Annotated in this window: 13 protein-coding genes; 5 read left to right on the top strand and 8 right to left on the bottom strand. The window is 75.0% G+C overall.

Features of this window, described 5'->3' with window-relative positions; translation table 11 throughout:
- Positions 1-96: 96 nt before the first annotated feature.
- The gene (locus ACH4B3_RS01140) at positions 97-459 is read right to left on the bottom strand and encodes a DUF742 domain-containing protein (RefSeq protein WP_398460610.1); all 363 of its coding nucleotides are present in this window, start codon (positions 457-459) and stop codon (positions 97-99) included.
- Between the two features lie 166 nt (positions 460-625).
- Positions 626-2,224, bottom strand: coding sequence for an ATP-binding protein (locus ACH4B3_RS01145; RefSeq protein WP_398460611.1), 1,599 nt, complete (start codon positions 2,222-2,224; stop codon positions 626-628).
- A gap of 245 nt (positions 2,225-2,469) precedes the next feature.
- Between ACH4B3_RS01145 and ACH4B3_RS01150 the strand changes: the two genes are divergently transcribed.
- Positions 2,470-3,021: a glycoside hydrolase family 25 protein gene (locus tag ACH4B3_RS01150; RefSeq protein ID WP_398460612.1), complete on the top strand. Its 552-nt coding sequence runs from the start codon at positions 2,470-2,472 to the stop codon at positions 3,019-3,021.
- Positions 3,022-3,144: 123 nt separating this feature from the next.
- Positions 3,145-3,453, top strand: coding sequence for a hypothetical protein (locus tag ACH4B3_RS01155; RefSeq protein ID WP_398460613.1), 309 nt, complete (start codon positions 3,145-3,147; stop codon positions 3,451-3,453).
- Between the two features lie 127 nt (positions 3,454-3,580).
- On the opposite strand, the gene ACH4B3_RS01160 is transcribed toward ACH4B3_RS01155, so the two are convergent.
- The 6 genes from ACH4B3_RS01160 to ACH4B3_RS01185 all read right to left on the bottom strand — a co-directional run bounded on the left by ACH4B3_RS01160 (position 3,581) and on the right by ACH4B3_RS01185 (position 9,518).
- Positions 3,581-3,805, bottom strand: a complete 225-nt coding sequence (locus tag ACH4B3_RS01160) for an EF-hand domain-containing protein (protein ID WP_398460614.1) — start codon at positions 3,803-3,805, stop codon at positions 3,581-3,583.
- A 65-nt stretch (positions 3,806-3,870) separates the two neighbouring features.
- Positions 3,871-4,557: an N-acetylmuramoyl-L-alanine amidase gene (locus ACH4B3_RS01165; protein WP_398460615.1), complete on the bottom strand. Its 687-nt coding sequence runs from the start codon at positions 4,555-4,557 to the stop codon at positions 3,871-3,873.
- Positions 4,558-5,006: 449 nt separating this feature from the next.
- Complete coding sequence (locus ACH4B3_RS01170) at positions 5,007-5,510, bottom strand: ATP-binding protein (RefSeq protein WP_398460616.1); 504 nt, start codon at positions 5,508-5,510, stop codon at positions 5,007-5,009.
- A 288-nt stretch (positions 5,511-5,798) separates the two neighbouring features.
- Entirely contained in the window at positions 5,799-6,566 is a 768-nt protein-coding gene (locus tag ACH4B3_RS01175; protein WP_398460617.1) for an enoyl-CoA hydratase/isomerase family protein, read from the bottom strand.
- Between the two features lie 168 nt (positions 6,567-6,734).
- Positions 6,735-7,910, bottom strand: a complete 1,176-nt coding sequence (locus ACH4B3_RS01180; RefSeq protein ID WP_398461542.1) for an Ig-like domain-containing protein — start codon at positions 7,908-7,910, stop codon at positions 6,735-6,737.
- A gap of 390 nt (positions 7,911-8,300) precedes the next feature.
- Positions 8,301-9,518: an Ig-like domain-containing protein gene (locus ACH4B3_RS01185; protein WP_398460618.1), complete on the bottom strand. Its 1,218-nt coding sequence runs from the start codon at positions 9,516-9,518 to the stop codon at positions 8,301-8,303.
- A 441-nt stretch (positions 9,519-9,959) separates the two neighbouring features.
- Here ACH4B3_RS01185 and glgX point away from each other — a divergent pair, with 441 nt between their 5' ends.
- Genes glgX through ACH4B3_RS01200 form a run of 3 tightly spaced genes read left to right on the top strand, consistent with a single transcriptional unit; the run spans position 9,960 to position 16,529 of the window.
- A complete protein-coding gene (gene glgX, locus ACH4B3_RS01190; RefSeq protein WP_398460619.1) occupies positions 9,960-12,407 on the top strand; it encodes a glycogen debranching protein GlgX in 2,448 nt (815 codons plus the stop codon).
- 34 nt (positions 12,408-12,441) lie between these two features.
- A complete protein-coding gene (locus ACH4B3_RS01195) occupies positions 12,442-14,574 on the top strand; it encodes an ABC transporter ATP-binding protein (RefSeq protein ID WP_398460620.1) in 2,133 nt (710 codons plus the stop codon).
- The gene (locus tag ACH4B3_RS01200) at positions 14,571-16,529 is read left to right on the top strand and encodes an ABC transporter ATP-binding protein (RefSeq protein WP_398460621.1); all 1,959 of its coding nucleotides are present in this window, start codon (positions 14,571-14,573) and stop codon (positions 16,527-16,529) included. Before ACH4B3_RS01195 ends, ACH4B3_RS01200 begins: the two co-directional genes overlap by 4 nt.
- Positions 16,530-16,692 lie beyond the last annotated feature (163 nt).

A 16,692-nucleotide genomic window follows, 5' to 3' on the forward strand; every position in this document is an offset into this window, starting at 1 on the left:
GCCGGCTCCGGTGTCCGGGCCGGCCCGCCACCCGCCGGCCGCCGGTACCCGCGGCCGGCGGGCCGTGCCGGCCGCCACCGGGCCCCGGCCCGGACGTCACTCGCTTCGGATGGCACGGAGTCCACTCAGCACCCTTTCCAGTAACCGCGCGTCGAGCTGCTCCGCTCGCGGGATGGGGTTCCGGGCCCGGATCCGGCCCGCGTCGACCAGGTCCGACACCAGCACCTTGACCACGCCGACCGGCAGCCGCGCGTGACCGGCCACCTCGGCCAGCGACAGCGGTCCGCCGCACAGCAGCTGGAGGATGCGGTGCCGGGCCGGGTCCAGCCCGTCCGGCACCCGGTCGACGGCGGCACTGAGCAGGGAGAGCGCGTCGAGGCCGCTGCGGCCGGGGTCGGCGTGTCCGCCGAGCGCCATGAACGCCGGCACGAAGGGTCTGTTCTCCCGCGGCGGGGTCATGAGCGCGCCGCGCCACCGCGGTTCCGGCCGTCCGCCGCCCGCTCCCCCGGCGTGCCGGCCCGGACGCGGACCTGCCCTCCGGCCCGGTGCCGCCCGGCGGCGGGGACCGGCCGCGGGCCGGGGGCGGACCGTGTGTCGTTACGGGCGGTGCGCCGGGGAGCGGTCGTCATGGGGCGGAGTTCCCTTCCTGCCGGTCCTGGTACCCGTGCTCCGGTCGTTCGTCCTCTGCCGGCCGGGGCTCCTCCGGCGGCCGGCCGTCCGGCGGCCCGGGCTGCCGGTGCCGGTGGTCCGGCTCCCGGGCGTCCGGGTTGAGCTGGGGGCCCTGCGCGCCGGGCCGGCCGGCGCCGGCGGCGGCGCGGCCGGAGGCGGTACCGCGCTGGAACGAGCTCCAGACGGCGCCGGTCTCCTCGGGGGTGCGGTCCTGGACCGGCCGCCGGGGCGGCACCCCCTCGGCCGGCCCGGCCGTCCGCTGGGCGGGCGGGTGCGGCGCCGGGGGCCGGCCGGGCCGGCGCCGGCGGCGCGGCAGCCCGGTGGCGGTCTCCGGGCCGGTGGGTGTGCCGGGGCCGGTGGGTGTGCCGGGGCCGGTGGCGGGCTGCGGGCGGCCGGGCCTCGCGGGTCCGGCGGGCGCCGGTGCCCCGGGCCGGCCCGTCGACGGGTCCTGCGGATGGGGCCGCCCGGCCGCGGTGCGCCCGGACAGCGGCGCCGCCACGGACATCGGGGTGGTGGTCTCGTCCAGCAGGGTCAGCAGCCGCCGGGGGATGTGCACCACGGCCCGCACCCCGCCGTACGGGGCGGGCTTGTCCACCGAGACGGTGAAGCCGAACTGCCGTACCAGGCGCCCGATGGCGGCGAAGCCCACCCGCGGCGGGTCGCCCAGCTCGGTGATGAGCACCGGGTGCAGCCCGGAGGTCATCCGGGCCGCGTACGCCAGTTCCTCCGGGTGCATGCCGACCCCGGCGTCGTCGATGACCACGACCGCGCCGGTGTCGCTCTGGTGGAGGCTGACGTCGACCTCCAGGGTGCCGTGCGAGTGGTGGACGGCGTTGGCGAGCAGTTCGGCGACGACGACGGCGACCGGTTCGGCGGCCCGGGCCACCACGCCGATGGGGTCGGTCAGCCGGCTGGTGATCCGCACCCGCTCGGGACCGAGGATCCGGGACTGCGCGCCGACCACCACGTCACCGAGGTGGGAGTCGGCTCGGGTGAGCCCGGTGGTGGCCCCGCAGACCACTCCGGTGACCTGGATGCGCCGCAGGATCTGCTCGTTGAGGCGGCTGAGTCCGACGGTGTCGCGGAGGACGCCGGGGTCGTCGTAGGCGTGCTGCATCGCGTTGACCCGGTCCTGCAGCTGGTAGCTCTTGGCCTGCATGACCTTGGTGGTGCCCCGGACGGCGGCCTGCGCCGCCTCGTCCACCCGTTCGCGCTCGGCGAGCAGGGCCCGGGAGACCAGGTCCAGCACCGCCCGGTGGTCGCGGTCGGTCTCGCTGCCCAGCAGCCCGGGGCGGGCCAGGCCGGGCACCGGTACGTGGTCGTGCCGGAGGTGGCCGACGAGGGCGGGGAGCCGGGTGGCGGCCAGGTGGCGGGTCTCCTCCGTCAGCTCCCGCAGCCGGGCGGTCAGTCGTGCGGCGTCGGCGGCCGCGGCGTCCCGCTCCGACCGCGTCCGGGCGAGGCTCCGCCGGGAGCGCCACAGCAGCGCCGCCAGCACCACGGCCGCGAGGCCGCCCAGGGCCAGGCACGCGGTCAGCGCCTCCGGTAAGTCAGTCATCGCGGTCCTCGGTCGGGGGCGGGCGGGGTCCGCCGTCCTGCTGCGGGCAGCGGTCGCGACCCGTCACAGTACGCCCGTCGGCGGCCCGACGACCCCGGAACCACGGAGACTTCGCGGAACCCGTGCGGTGGTGGGCGGGCCGCCGCACACCACTGCGACGTTGCACACCGTCTATATCCGGGCACGCTGTGTGTAAACCCCCCGCACCCCTCCCCCCTCCGCTCCGCAACGTTGGAGGCGATCGCATGCTCCGCGGCATCGACGTCAGTTCCCACCAGTCCTCGTTCGACACCGACGGCCTGGACTTCGTCTTCATCAAGGCCACCGAGGGCCGCTCGTACATCAACCCACGCCAGTCGGCACAGGCGTCGAAGGCCCGCAAGGCCGGGTGCGTGGTGGGCTTCTACCACTTCCTGTGGCCGGGGAACATCGCCGCCCAGGCCCGCTACTTCGTCGAGGAGTGCCTGTCCCGGCAGGGCGACCTGCTCGCCGTGGACTGGGAGAACACCAGCTCCGGCACCCGGGCGGGCAACGCCGAGAAGGACCGCTTCCTGCGCGAGGTCAAGGAACTGCGGCCCACCCACCGGGTGCTGCTCTACTGCAACCGGCACTTCTGGCTCAACCACGACACCACCTCCTACGCGGGCGACGGTCTGTGGATCGCCGACTACGTGACGGCGGGCAAGCCGCGGATCAAGGCGAAGTGGCGGATCCACCAGTACACCGACACCCCGCTGGACAAGGACGTGGCGGCGTTCTCCAGCAAGGCGGCGCTCCGCGACTGGGCCACCCCCTGAGCGATCCGGGCCCGCCGGGGCCGCCCCGGTCCGGCCCCGTGCGGGCGGGCCCGGGGCGGGCGGCCGCCGCCGGTCCGGCCCACGCGCGGCCCGCTGTCGGTGGCTGCGCTTAGGCTCGGGGACATGAGTTACGCAGACCTGCGCGAACTCCAGAGCGCGCTCAGCACCGCCTCGGACATCGCGTTCTCCCTGGAGGCGGCGCCCACCGGCCATGAGGCCGAGCAGCTCGCCGACGCGCTGCGCCGGGCGCTGTCGGCGGCGAGCGCTCTGGGCGCCGAACGCGGCGCGACCGGGTGCGCCGAGCACCCGCGCGGCGCCGTGGACCCGCTGTACGGGGACAAGGAGGATCCGCTGCCGCCCGGTTACGGGCGCTGTCTGCTCTGCAACGACCGGCGGCGCCGGGCGAGCGCGCAGCGGCGCGGCTGGCGCTGAGGGCCGGCCGCCGGTTCGCCGCGGCCGGCGGCGCCGGTGCCCGGCCGGGGGCCGGTGCGGCCGGGCCGGGCACCGGCCGGCGGACGCGGGCCCGGCAGGGCGGCCGCGGCCGCCGGTGGCGGCGAGGTCAGCTCTCGACGCCCTTGCTGCGGGACGCCCAGAACTCGTCGAAGTTGAGCAGGCCGTCGCCGTTGGAGTCATGAGCGTTGATCACGGCCTGCGCGACGGTCTCCGTGACGTACGGGTCCCCCAGCTGCGCCATGACGCTCTTGTACTCGGCCGCGGAGATCAGCCCGTCTCCGTTGGCGTCGAAGCGCTCGAACGTCTTTCTGGCCGTCTCGATGTCGGTCACCTGGGCCACCCCTTCGTTGTGCTTGTCGGACGAGCACAGATTAGCGACCCCGGCGTGCTGCCCCGTCAGTAGGAGTTCACCAGCGACATGTAGCGCGGCCAGTCCCAGTGCGGGCCGGGGTCGGTGTGGGTGGCGCCGGGCACCTCGACGTGCCCGATGATGTGGGTCCGGGTCCTGGGGATGCGGTAGCGGGTGCAGATCGCCGCGGTGAGCCGGGCGGACGCCTTGTACATGGCGTCGGTGAAGTACTCCGGCCGGTCCACCCACCCCTCGTGTTCGATGCCGATGCTGCGGGTGTTGTAGTTCCAGTTCCCGGCGTGCCAGGCGATGTCCTTCTCCCGCACGAACTGGCCGATGTAGCCGTCGGCCGAGGCGATCATGTAGTGCGAGGACACTCTGCGCGCGGGGTTCTGGAAGATGCGCATCGCGTCCTGGAAGGTCTCCTGGGTGACGTGGACGACGACGAAGTCGATCGGGTACGACGTCGGCCGGCTGGAGACGGTGTAGTTGGAGGGACTGGCCGGGATCCAGTGGGTGGGCGGATAGGTCGCGGCCGTGCCGGTCCCGCCGCGGGTGGCGGCCGCCGCGACGGCGGGGGCGGCGGTGAGGCCGAGGGCGGCCGCGCCGAGGCCGGCGCCGCCGCGCAGCAGACCGCGACGGGTGGGACGGGCGGTCGGGTCGGGTCGGGGGGTCGCCGCGGTGTCCGGGTGGGGGTCCGGTGCCTGGCGGGCTGTCGTGCCGTGGGCTTCCATGGGGGGGCTCCCGGTTCCTGGGTTGAACGGGACATGACGCGCGTAGCGTCTCCCTCATGCTGGGCTTCCGACGCGGACATGCCAAGCACTTCCAGGCAAAGAAAGTACTGCGCAACCGGTCTGCACCTCTGGCGGCGACGCTCGGGTGAATACGCATCCGCGACTTCGCAACCATATAAACATAAGCCGGATCGATTGTTTACCCGCCATTAATGAGGCAGGTGGCGCACCTCACCTTGGATTGCCGCGCACAATGTCCGAATAATGCGCTTACGTCACCAAATGCCGCATTGAAAGCGGGGCATCCCGTCTGCGATAGTCGGTTCCGCGACCCCCTTGACCCGGGCTCGGTCGTCATCCGCCACCGGATCACACCCCCTTCGATCCGGGGCGCGCCACAGAGGCCCCGTACCGTCACACCGCGACGGTCACCAGGGGCCTCTTCGCGTTCAGCGGTCCACCACCCGCATCTCGAACCAGGTGGTCTTGCCGCGGGGCAGCAGGTCCACGCCCCACCGGTCGGAGAGCTTGTCGACCAGGAAGAGCCCGCGGCCGGTGATGTCCAGCTCCTGCACCGGCATCAGGCACGGCAGCCCGCGCGAGGGGTCCCGGACCTCCACCCGGATCCAGCCCCGGCGGCGGTGCATCCGCAGCCCGACGCAGCGCGCCCCGGTGTGCCGCACGGCGTTGCCGACCAGCTCCGAGACGAGCAGCACCGCGTACTCGGCCAGCTGCGGGGAGAGCTGCCAGACCCGCAGGACGACCGCCTCGGTCAGCCGCCGCGCGGTACCCGCCGACTCCGGACGGGAGGGGAGCCGCACCTCCTCGGCCGTCGGGTCGCCCAACCGGTCGACCACCTTGAGCGCAAGCTCGTCCTCGACGGACGGCACGCGCCGGACAGACGCCGGAACGGCACGTTTCTGCGGCTGCTCCATACCCTCCAAGCCCGCCATGCCCCCCATGATGGCCGCCCCAGGTGACCGCCGGGAGCGGAACCGCTGGATTCCGAACGCCGTGGCCATGGGCCCGGGTCACCGGTCCCGACGCGGGCCGCCCGCGGCCGAGGAGCCGGGAAACCGACCTGACCAGCAATGACAGCACGCGTACGAATGATCGCCCAGCGTACCGGAATGGGGCGGGGAGTTCGCGGCGCGGAGGCGGCGCAATTCCCCCACAAGAGGCACGCGGGGGCGCCGACGAGTTGCCCCGTGCGCCCCCACGCGCCGTGAACGCGCCTGCGTTCAGCGGAACTTGGCCTTGCCGGGGCCCTCCTCCACGAAGCTGCGCATGCCGGTCTCCCGGTCCTCGGTGGCGAACAGACCGGCGAACCAGTTCCGTTCGATGGCCAGGCCGGTGTCGATGTCGGTCTCCAGACCCGCGTCCACCGACTCCTTGGCCGCGCGCAGCGCCAGCGCCGGGCCCTGTGCCAGCTTCGCCGCCCAGGCGTGCGCCTCGGCGTGCACCTCCTCCGCCGGGACGACCCGGTCGACCAGCCCGAGGGTGAGCGCCTCGTCCGCCTTGACCATGCGCCCGGTGAAGATCAGGTCCTTGGCCCGGGACGGCCCGACCAGCCGGGACAGCCGCTGGGTGCCGCCGGCGCCGGGGATCAGCCCGAGCAGGATCTCGGGCTGGCCGAGCTTGGCGTTCTCCGCGGCGATCCGGAAGTCGGCGCACAGCGCCAGCTCGCAGCCGCCGCCCAGCGCGTACCCCGTGACGGCGGCGACCACCGGCTTGGGGATACGGGCCACCGCCGTGAAGGAGTCCTGCAGGTCCCGGGACCGGGCCACCATCGCGGCGTGATCCATGACCTGCATCTCCTTGATGTCCGCGCCGGCCGCGAACACCTTCTCGCCGCCCCAGAGGACCACCGCGCGGACGTCCTCGCGACGGGTGGCCTCCTCGGCGAGCTCACGGAGCCGGTCCTGGGTGGCGATGTCCAGGGCGTTCATCGGGGGGCGGTCCAGGCGGATGGTGCCGACGCCGTCGGCCACCTCGAGAGTCACAGTCATGGGCGCAGGTTAGCGCGCGTTCACCGGACGGCGGCAGCGGGCCCGGACCGCCCCTCGGGCCCGGGGCGGCGGAGGGTCCGGTGCCCGCCCGGAACGCCGGCGGGCCCGGGCCGCGGTGTCTCCACCGCCGCCCGGGCCCGCCGGCGCAGCCCGCCGTCAGCCGGTGGGCTACTGGTCCGCCTTCCACTGCTCCCAGGACATGTTCCAGCCGTTGAGACCGTTCTCCGGCTGGATGGTGCTGTCGTTGGAGTTCTTCACCACGACCACGTCCCCGAGGATCGACTCCTTGAAGAACCAGGCGCCCGGCGTTCCGTTGTTCCCGCCACCGCGCAGGTCGCGGAGCCCGACGCAGCCGTGGCTGGCGTTCACCGAGCCGAACGTGGAGGGGGCGGCCCAGTAGTTGCCGTGGATGAAGGTCCCGGAGGTGGACAGGCGCATCGCGTGCGGCACGTCCTTGATGTCGTACTCCCCGCCGAAGCCCACGGTCTCGCCGTTCATCCGGGTCACCGGGAACTTCTCGCTGATCACCATCTGCCCGTTGTACGTCTCGGTACCGGGCGCGCCCGAGGTGATCGGGATGGTCTTGAGGGTCTTGCCGTCCCGCTTGACCGTCATCGTCTTGGCCTTGGCGTCCACCACGCTGACCTGGCTGCGGCCGACGGTGAACTTCACCGTCTTGGACTGCTTGCCGTAGACACCGGGCCGCCCCTCGACGCCGTCGAGGTTCAGCTCCAGCGTGACCTTGGTGCCGGCGGCCCAGTACTTCTCCGGCCGGAAGTCCAGCCGGTCGTTGCCGAACCAGTGGCCCTCGATCGGCACCGACGGGGAGGCGGTGACCTTGACCGCGCGCTCCACCGCCTTCGGGTCGGTGATGCCCCGGCTGAACTTCAGCGAGACCGGCATCCCCACGCCGACCACGCTGCCGTCCTCCGGCGTGAAGTAGCCGACGAAGGTGTTCTTCGGCACCAGGGTGGTGAAGCTGGCGTGCTTGGCCGACTCCCGGCCGTCGGAGTCCTTGGCGACGGCGTCCACCGTGTACTTGGTGGCGGCGCCCAGGTGCTCCTCCGGGATCCAGCTGGAGCCGTCCGGCGAGATCTTGCCGTCGATGGCGCGGCCCTTGTCGTCCGCCACCTTCACCGAGCTGAGCTTGCCCTTCTCGGCCGTGACCTTCAGCGCTCCGTCGGTCGCCACGTCGGCGGCGCCGTCCTTGGGCAGGATGGCGACCACCGCCTCCGACGCCTTCTGGTCGCCGTTGCCGTCCCGGCCCTTGTCGTCGTCGGAACCGCCGCCCCCGCCACACGCCGTCACCACGACCAGCAACGCCCCCAGCAGCAGGGCGGACATCCCCCTGCGGCCCTGGGCCCCCGATATGCGCTGCACCTTCACTCCGGCTCTCTCCCCTCCGCACGGCCCGCGCCCCCGCGGCACCCCCACTCGCGCGACCTGCGCGCATGGCGATAGATAACCACATCACCTACCCGGAGAACGGCCGGTGAATGTCACCGTTCGGTCCCAAGTGGGAGCGGTGGGCGGGATGGGCGAATCGAGAGGGACGGGCCGGTTCACCGCGGCAGCCGCCGGGGTCCGCTGCGGCGCCGGGCACCGGACGGACCGGAGGCGGCCGGGGGACCGGGGCCGGGGGGACGGGGCCGGGGGGACGGGGCCGGGGGGACGGGGGCCGGGGACCGGGGCGGGGAACGTGGGACGGGAAGGGGCCCGGGGGGTGAGGGGCGGTCAGCCCAGTGCGGAGCCCGCCCGCCAGCGCGGCCACGGCATGTTCCAGCCACCCAGCCCGTTGTCCGGCGCCACCTGGCGCTCGTGGGAGTTGACCACCTGCACCACGTCACCGACGAGGGTGCGGTCGTAGAACCATCCGGCGGCGGTCCGCGGGCTGCCGCCCCGTACGTCGCGCAGCCCCACGCAGCCGTGGGTGGAGTTGACGCTGCCGAAGGTGCTCGCGCCGGCCCAGTAGTTGCCGTGCAGGAAGGTCCCGGAGGTGGTCAGCCGGAGCGCGTGCGGCACGTCCGCGATGTCGTACTCGCCGCCGAACCCGACCGTCGAGCCGTCCATCCGGGTCTCCGCGAGCCGCTCCATCACCACCATCCGCCCGTTCCAGGTCTCGTGGCCGGCACCTCCGGTGGTCACCGGCAGCACCGCGATCGGCTGCCCGGCGCGGCGCACCGTCATGGTGTGGGCGGCCGCGTCCACGGTGCTGGTCTGGGAGCGGCCGACGGTGAACCGGACCGTACGGTGCTGCACCCCGTACACCCCCGGGGCGGCCCGCACGTCCCGCAGCCGCAGCCGCAGGGTGACCTCGGTGCCCGGGGTCCAGTAGTCGCGCGGCCGGAAGTCCAGGCGCCGGTCGCCGAACCAGTGCGCGGCGATCTCGGTGGCCGGCCGGGCGCTCACCGAGATGCCCCGCTCGACCGCGGCCCGGTCGGCGATCGGGCGGTTGAAGGCGAAGGACACGATCATGCCGGTGCCCACCGTGGCCCGGTGCTCGGGGGTGAAGTAGCCGATGAACCGGTGCGCCGGGACGAAGGTGGTGAAGGCGGTGTGCCGGGCGGCGCGGCGCCCCCGGCCGTCCACCGCCACCGCGTGCACCAGGTACCGGGCAGCGAGCGCCAGACGGGCCCGGTCCGGGCGCCAGGACCTGCGGTCCGCAGAGAGCCGCCCGGCCACGTCGGCCCGCTGACCGGCGTCGTCGACGCGGGTCACCCGCACCCGCTCCAGCCGGCCGTCGGGCGCGGTCACCGACAGCCGGCCGTCCGCCGGCACGCCCCTCGCCCCGTCGTGCGGCGTGATCCGGATGATCTCCTCCGGCGAGCGCGGCGCGTCGTCGCTGCCGAACCCGCCCAGCCCGCACCCGGCGAGCGCCACCAGCACCGCCCCGGTCACGGCGGCCCGCCGCACCGCCCTGGCCCAGGGCCCCGGTCTCGATCCATGTGTCACGTCCGTCCCAACGACCGCCCGGCCCCGGGGAAACGAAATGGACCCGAACGGAGCCCCGCACGGGGGACCGCGCCGGTCCGGCCCCCGCGGCCCGGGCGGGGCTTCCGGTGCCCGGGCGGGGGCGGTGCCACCGTGGCCGGGCGGGGCCGGGGCCGGGCCGGTCGGTGCCGCCGCGGCCCGCCGGGGTGAGCGCCGCGCCGGTTGTGGGCAGAACTCGTGGTGAGGCGGGAGGGACCGGCGGCACGGGACGCCGCGCGGACGGCCGACCCGCCCACGGGACCGGTGTGGCGGCCGACGGGACGGTCCGGCACGACGGCAGCGGCAGGGTGGTGCCGCCGGTCCGTGTCCGCTCTCCGCGGCCCCGCCGCGAGCCGTGGAGTCGCCCTCCACGGCTCCACCACGGGCCGCGGGGTCAGCCGCGAGCCGCCGGAGGCGATCAGGGTGTCGAGCGCAGCCGAGCAGGAGACAGTCCACGATGGGTGGCCGGAGCGCGCCCCGGGCCGGGACGGGCCGCCGCCCGCCGCCGGCTCCGCGCGCCCCGCCGCGCCCCCCGCCGGCCCGGCCGCGGAACCCCCGGCCGTCTCGGTCCCGGCGCCCCGCGGCGGGCCGGTGCCGGGCGTGCCCGCCCAGCCCGGCCCGGACCAGCCGCTCGGGGCGTGGCCGCGGCCCGGCCCGGACGGCGCCCCGGCGGGCACCGACTTCGCGCTGTGGGCCGGCGGGGCGGAGGCGGTCGAGGTCTGCCTGTTCGACGAGGAGGGGCGGGAGTCCCGCCGCACGCTGGTGGAGCGGACGGACGGCGTCTGGCACGGTTTCGTGCCCGGAGTGCTGCCCGGCCGCCGGTACGGCTACCGGGTGCACGGCCGCTGGGACCCGTGGACCGGGGCCCGCTGGAACCCGGCGAAGCTGCTGCTGGACCCCTACGCCCGGGCGGTCGACGGGGAGTTCGGCGGGCCCGGGTCGCCCGGCGCCGGGGACGGCCCGCTGCCGCCGGAGGTCTACGGGCATGTCCGGGACTGGCCGGAGCAGCACGTGGCGGACACCGTGCGGGACGACCGCGACTCGGCCCCGTTCGTGCCCAAGGGGGTGGTGGTCGGTCCCGCCGAGGCCGGGCCGGACGCGGCGCACCGGCGGCCGCGCACCCCGTGGTCGGAGACCGTCCTGTACGAGCTGCACGTCCGCGGCTTCACGATGCGTCACCCCGGCGTACCGCCCGAGCTGCGCGGCAGTTACGCGGGGCTGGCGCACCCGGCGGCGCTGGAGCACCTCACCCGGCTCGGGGTGACGGCCGTGGAGCTGCTGCCGGTGCACCACTTCGGCCACGAGGACCATCTGCTCCGCCGCGGGCTGCGCAACTACTGGGGCTACAACTCCATCGGCTACTTCGCGCCGTACTCCGGCTACGCGGCCACCGGCACCCGGGGCCAGCAGGTCGGGGAGTTCCGGCGGATGGTGCGGGCGCTGCACGAGGCGGGGGTCGAGGTGATCCTCGACGTGGTCTACAACCACACCGCGGAGGGCGGTGAGCTGGGCCCGACGTTCTCGCTGCGCGGTATCGACAACGCCGGTCACCACCGGCTCCAGCAGGACCCGCGCCGCTACGCCGACGTCACCGGCTGCGGGAACACCCTGGACGTGCCGCAGCCGCAGGTGCTGCGGCTGATCGCCGACTCGCTGCGCTACTGGGTCACCGAGATGGGGGTGGACGGCTTCCGCTTCGACCTGGCCACCGCGCTGGCGCGGAACGCGGACGGGGTGGACATGAACGGGCCGTTCCTCGCGGTCCTCGGCCAGGACCCGGTGCTGCGGCGGGTGAAGCTGATCGCCGAGCCGTGGGACGTGGGCCCGGGCGGCTACCGGGTGGGGGGCTTCCCCCGGCCGTGGGCGGAGTGGAACGACCGCTACCGGGACGCGGTGCGGGACTGCTGGCGCGGCGCGCTGCCGGATCTGCGGGACCTGGGCTACCGGCTGTCCGGCTCCAGCGACCTGTACGCCTGGAACGGCCGGCGGCCCGGTGCCTCGGTCAACTTCGTCACCGCGCACGACGGTTTCACCCTGCGCGACCTGGTCAGCCACGACCGCAAGCACAACGAGGCCAACGGCGAGGGCAACCGCGACGGCACCGACGACAACCGGTCCTGGAACTGCGGCGCGGAGGGCGGGACCGACGACCCGGCGATCCACGCGCTCCGGGCCCGCCAGGTGCGCAACCTGCTCGCCACCCTGCTGCTGTCCACCGGGGTGCCGATGCTGGTCGCGGGTGACGAGCTGGGCCGCACCCAGGGCGGCAACAACAACGCCTACTGCCAGGACAACGAGGTCAGCTGGCTGGACTGGGGGGCGGCCGCGGAACCGGACAACCGGGCGCTGACCGCCTTCACCGCCCGGCTGATCGCGCTGCGCCGCGCCCATCCGGCGCTCCGCCGCGACGCGTTCTTCACCGGCCGGCCGGCGGCCCCGGGCGGGCTGCCCGATCTGGCCTGGTTCACCGCGCGGGGGGAGCGGATGACCGACGCCGACTGGTACGCGCCGGCGGCCACCATCGGGATGTTCCTCTCCGGACGGGATCTGCCGCAGCGGGACGCGGAGGGGGCCCCGGTGACCGACGACAGCTTCCTGCTGGTGCTGCACACCGGCCCGGACCCGGTGGACTTCGTCCCGCCGGGCGCGCCGTGGGCGGGCGGCTACCGGGTAGTGGTCGACACCGCGCGGGACGACGCGCCGGCCGGGCCGCCGGAACCGGGCCCGGACGCCGGCGCGGTCGGCGGCGGGCCCGCGGGGGCCGCGCCCGGCGCCCCGGTGCCCGCCGGGGCGCCGGTGCGGCTGCCGGGGCGGTCGCTGCTGCTGCTGCGCGCGCTGCCCGCGGCGGACGGGGGCCGGAAAACCGAGTGAGCCGTGTCAGGGGTGAACCGTAGTCTCGCCCCTGATGTCTGACACCGGCCCACTCCCCCAGAGCCCCGTCCCCGCACCGCCGCCCGCCGCCGGCCCCGGCTCCCGGGCCGCTGCCGCCGCCCCGCCCGGCGCCCTTCCCGGCGCCGGCTCCGGCACCGACACCGACGTTGGTTCCGGCACGGATTCCGGCCCCCGGGGAGCGGGCGAGGACCCGGCGGTCGAGGCCGGGGCGCCCGCGGGAGGCGCCGCCCGGCGCCGGTCCGTGGTGCGTTCGCTGCTGCGCCTGTGGCCGTACCTCCGGCCGGTGCGGGTCCGGTTCTGCACCGCGGCGGTGGTGGCCATCGTGGCCTCCAGCCTCAGCCTGGTGATCCCACTGGTGCTGAAGTGGCTGGTGGACGGGCCGGTGGCCGACCGGGACCCGGGCGGGGTCTGGCTGGGCGGGGCGCTGCTGCTGGCGCTCGGGGTCACCGAGGCGGTGCTCTTCGGGTTCCGCCGCTGGCTGGTGGCCCGGCCGCTGGCGAGCGTGGAGGCCGCCATGCGGGCCGACCTCTACCGCCATCTGCAGCGGCTGCCGGTCTCCTTCCACGACCGCTGGCCCTCCGGGCAGCTGCTGTCCCGTGCCACCACCGACCTGATGCTGGTGCGGTTGTTCCTCGCCTTCCCGCTGACCTTCCTGGTCGTCAACGCGGCCACCATCCTGCTCGGTTTCGCGATCCTGCTGTCCCAGCAGTGGACGCTGGGGCTGCTGCTGCTCGCCCCGGTCGTCCCGCTGGTGGCGCTCTGCTCGTACTTCGAGGCGCGCTACTCCCAGGCGGCACGGACCGCGCAGGACCAGATCGGCGACCTGACGACGGTGGTCGAGGAGGGCGTGCTCGGCATCCGCATCATCAAGGGGTTCGGGCGGCACCGCAGCCAGGCCCGCGCGTTCCGGGCGCTCTCGCACCGGCTCCGCGCCACCGAGCTGCGCAAGGCGCGGCTGCTCGCCACCCTGTGGGCGCTGATCATGACCCTGCCGGAGCTGGCGATCGGCACCGCGCTGCTGCTGGGCACGGTGCGGGTCGCCGACGGCGACCTGTCGGCGGGCACCCTGGTCGCCTTCCTCTCCACGGCGCTGGCGCTGCGCTGGCCGGTGGAGTCGGTCGGCTTCCTGCTGGCGATGAGCCAGGACTCGGCGACGGCGACCGACCGCTACTTCGAGGTGATGGACGAGCCGGCCGCGGACGCGGCGCAGCCCGGCCCCGGACCGGCCGACGGCGACCGGGCGGTGGACGCCCCGGCCCGGGCGGCGGACGGCACGGACCCGGCGGCGGACGGCACGGACCCGGCGGCGGACGGCACGGACCGGGCCGGCCCCGGACCGGACGGCCCGGAACCGGACGGCCCGGGCGGCCCGGGTCGGGCCCCGGCCGCCGGCACCGGCCGCCTCGGGCTCCGGTTCGAAGGGGTGGTCTTCCGCCATGCCGACGCACCACCCGGCGAACCCCCCGTGCTGCGCGGGGTGGACCTGCACATCCGGCCCGGCGAGTCGCTGGCCCTGGTCGGCGCGACCGGTTCCGGCAAGACCACCCTGACCGCCCTGGTGCCCCGGCTGCACGAGGTGACCGGCGGCCGGATCACCCTCGACGGCCGGGACATCACCGCGATCGGCCGCGACGAGCTGCGCGGCCTGGTGGCGGTGGCCTTCGAGGAACCCACCCTGTTCTCGGCGACGGTGGGCGAGAACGTGCTGATGGGCGCCGCGGGCGCGGGTCCGGCGGAGCTGTCCCGGGCGCTGGAGGTGGCTCAGGCGGGGTTCGTCCACGCGCTGCCGGACGGTACCCGGACCCAGGTCGGCGAACAGGGGCTGAGCCTGTCGGGCGGTCAGCGGCAGCGGCTGGCACTGGCCCGCGCGGTGGTCGGCCGGCCCCGCTTCCTGGTGCTGGACGACCCGCTCTCCGCGCTGGACGTGCACACCGAGGCACTGGTGGAGGCCGCGCTCCGCGAGGTGCTGGCGACCACCACCGCGCTGATCGTGGCCCACCGCCCCTCCACGGTGCTGCTCGCCGACCGGGTGGCGCTGCTCTCCGAGGGCCGGATCGCCGCCGTCGGCACCCACCATCAACTGCTGCGGGACAGCGCGGAGTACCGGCTGCTCATGTCCGGCGACGAGGAGGAGACCCCCCGATGAGCACCTCCACCGGCGACCGGCCGGTCCCCGGTCGCGACGGGCGCCCGGCAGGTCCGGGCGCCGCCCCGCCGGCCTCCGGCGCCGCCACCGGTGGCGGCGGTCCGGAGCGTGACGCGGCCCGCCCGTCCACCGGCACCCCGGGCTCCTCCCCGGCCTCCGGGCCGGACGGCGCCTTCGACCACGATGTGCTGCCCGCGCCCGAGGGCGCCTCCCGCGACCTGCTCCGGTCGCTGCTGGCCCCCCGGCACGGCCGGGTCTGGCTGGCCGCGGTGCTGCTGCTGCTCCAGCAGGCCGCCGTGCAGGCCGGTCCGCTGCTGGTGGCGTACGCCATCGACAGCGCGGTGCCCGCGCTCCGCCGCGACGACAACGGCCCGCTGATCGCGGTCGGCGTGGTCTATCTGGGCTGCGCCGCGGCCTCCGGCGCGCTCCAGTACACGTTCATCCGCGTCTGGGCGGGCATCAGCCAGGACGTCCTGCTCGACCTGCGCGGACGCATCTTCCGGCACGCGCAGGCACTCAGCGTGGACTTCCACGAGCGGTACACCTCCGGGCGGCTGATCTCCCGCGCCACCACGGACGTGGAGTCGCTGCGCGAGCTGCTCAACGAGGGCCTGGAGGAGCTGCTCGCCGTCGGCCTGTCGGTGGTGTACATCTCCGCCATGCTGCTGTACCTGGACTGGGGGCTGGGCGCCGCGGCGGTGCTGTCCTTCTGGCCGCTGCACCTGCTCATCCGGCGCTTCGACCGGCGCTCGAACCGGGTGCACCGGAAGAAGTCCACCGCGATGGCCGCGGTGATCGTGAAGTTCACCGAGACCATGAACGGCATCCGCCCGGTGCAGGCGTTCCGCCGGGAGCGGGCCAACGACGCGCACTTCGACGAGCTGAACCGGAGCCACGAGCGGGTCAACGGCGACGCGATCCTGGAGATGGCCCGTTACGTGGTCGGCTCCCGGCTGGTGGCGAACACCGGACTGGCGGTCATCGTGCTCTGGGGCGCCCACCGGGTGGCCTCCGGCGACCTGGCGCTGGGGGCGCTGGCCGCGGCGGCCCTGTACCTGCGCCGCCTGTACGACCCGATCGACCGGCTCGGCATGTTCCTCAACTCCTACCAGGCGGCGGCCGCCTCGCTGGAGAAGATCGCCGGCCTGCTGGCCCAGCGGCCCTCCGTACCCGAGCCCGCGGAGCCCCGTCCGCTGCCGGAGCGGCCCGCCGGCCGGCCGGGCCGGGAGGTGGTGTTCGAGGACGTCCGGTTCGCGTACCGGACCGGTGGCGAGGTGCTGCCGCGGTTCGGGCTGACGGTGCCCGCCGGGCAGACGGTGGCGGTGGTGGGTTCCACCGGTGCGGGCAAGTCGACGCTGGCCAAGCTGCTCGCCCGGTTCTACGACCCCTCCGGCGGCCGGGTGCTGCTCGACGGGGTGGACCTGCGGGAGCTGGCCACCCCGGAGCTGCGGCGGGGGGTGGTGATGGTGACCCAGGAGGCGTTCCTGTTCTCCGGCACGGTGGCCGACAACATCGCCATCGGCCGGCCGGACGCCACCCGGGACGACATCGAGCGGGCCGCGAAGGCGATCGGCGCGCACGACTTCATCGCCGCGCTGCCGGACGGGTACGACACCGACGTCCGCAAGCGCGGCGGCCGCATCTCGGCCGGGCAGCGCCAGCTGGTCGCCTTCGCCCGGGCCCTGCTCGCCGACCCGGCCGTCCTCATCCTCGACGAGGCCACCTCCTCGCTGGACATCCCCGGTGAGCGGGCGGTCCAGCAGGCCATGCACACGGTGCTCAGGGGCCGTACCGCCGTGGTGATCGCGCACCGGCTGTCCACGGTGGAGATCGCCGACCGGGTGCTGGTGATGGCGGACGGGCGGATCGTCGAGGACGGCGCCCCGGACGAACTCGTCCGCGGTGAGGGGCGGTTCGCGGCGCTGCACCGGGCGTGGCGGGACAGCCTGGTGTGAGGTTCCTCCTGGTGTGAGGGTCCCCGGCCGCCGCGAAGGCCGGCCGGGGGCCCCAGCCCGCCCCAACCCCAACCCTAACCCTTGAACCTTCGTTGACAAGTTAGACGGAGGTGGTGTTGCCTTGCCCTCGGCCAACCACTCAACGCATCTACAGGGGTTAGAC

The sequence above is a fragment of the Streptomyces sp. NPDC018031 genome (assembly GCF_044327625.1).
Classification (GTDB): Bacteria; Actinomycetota; Actinomycetes; order Streptomycetales; family Streptomycetaceae; genus Streptomyces.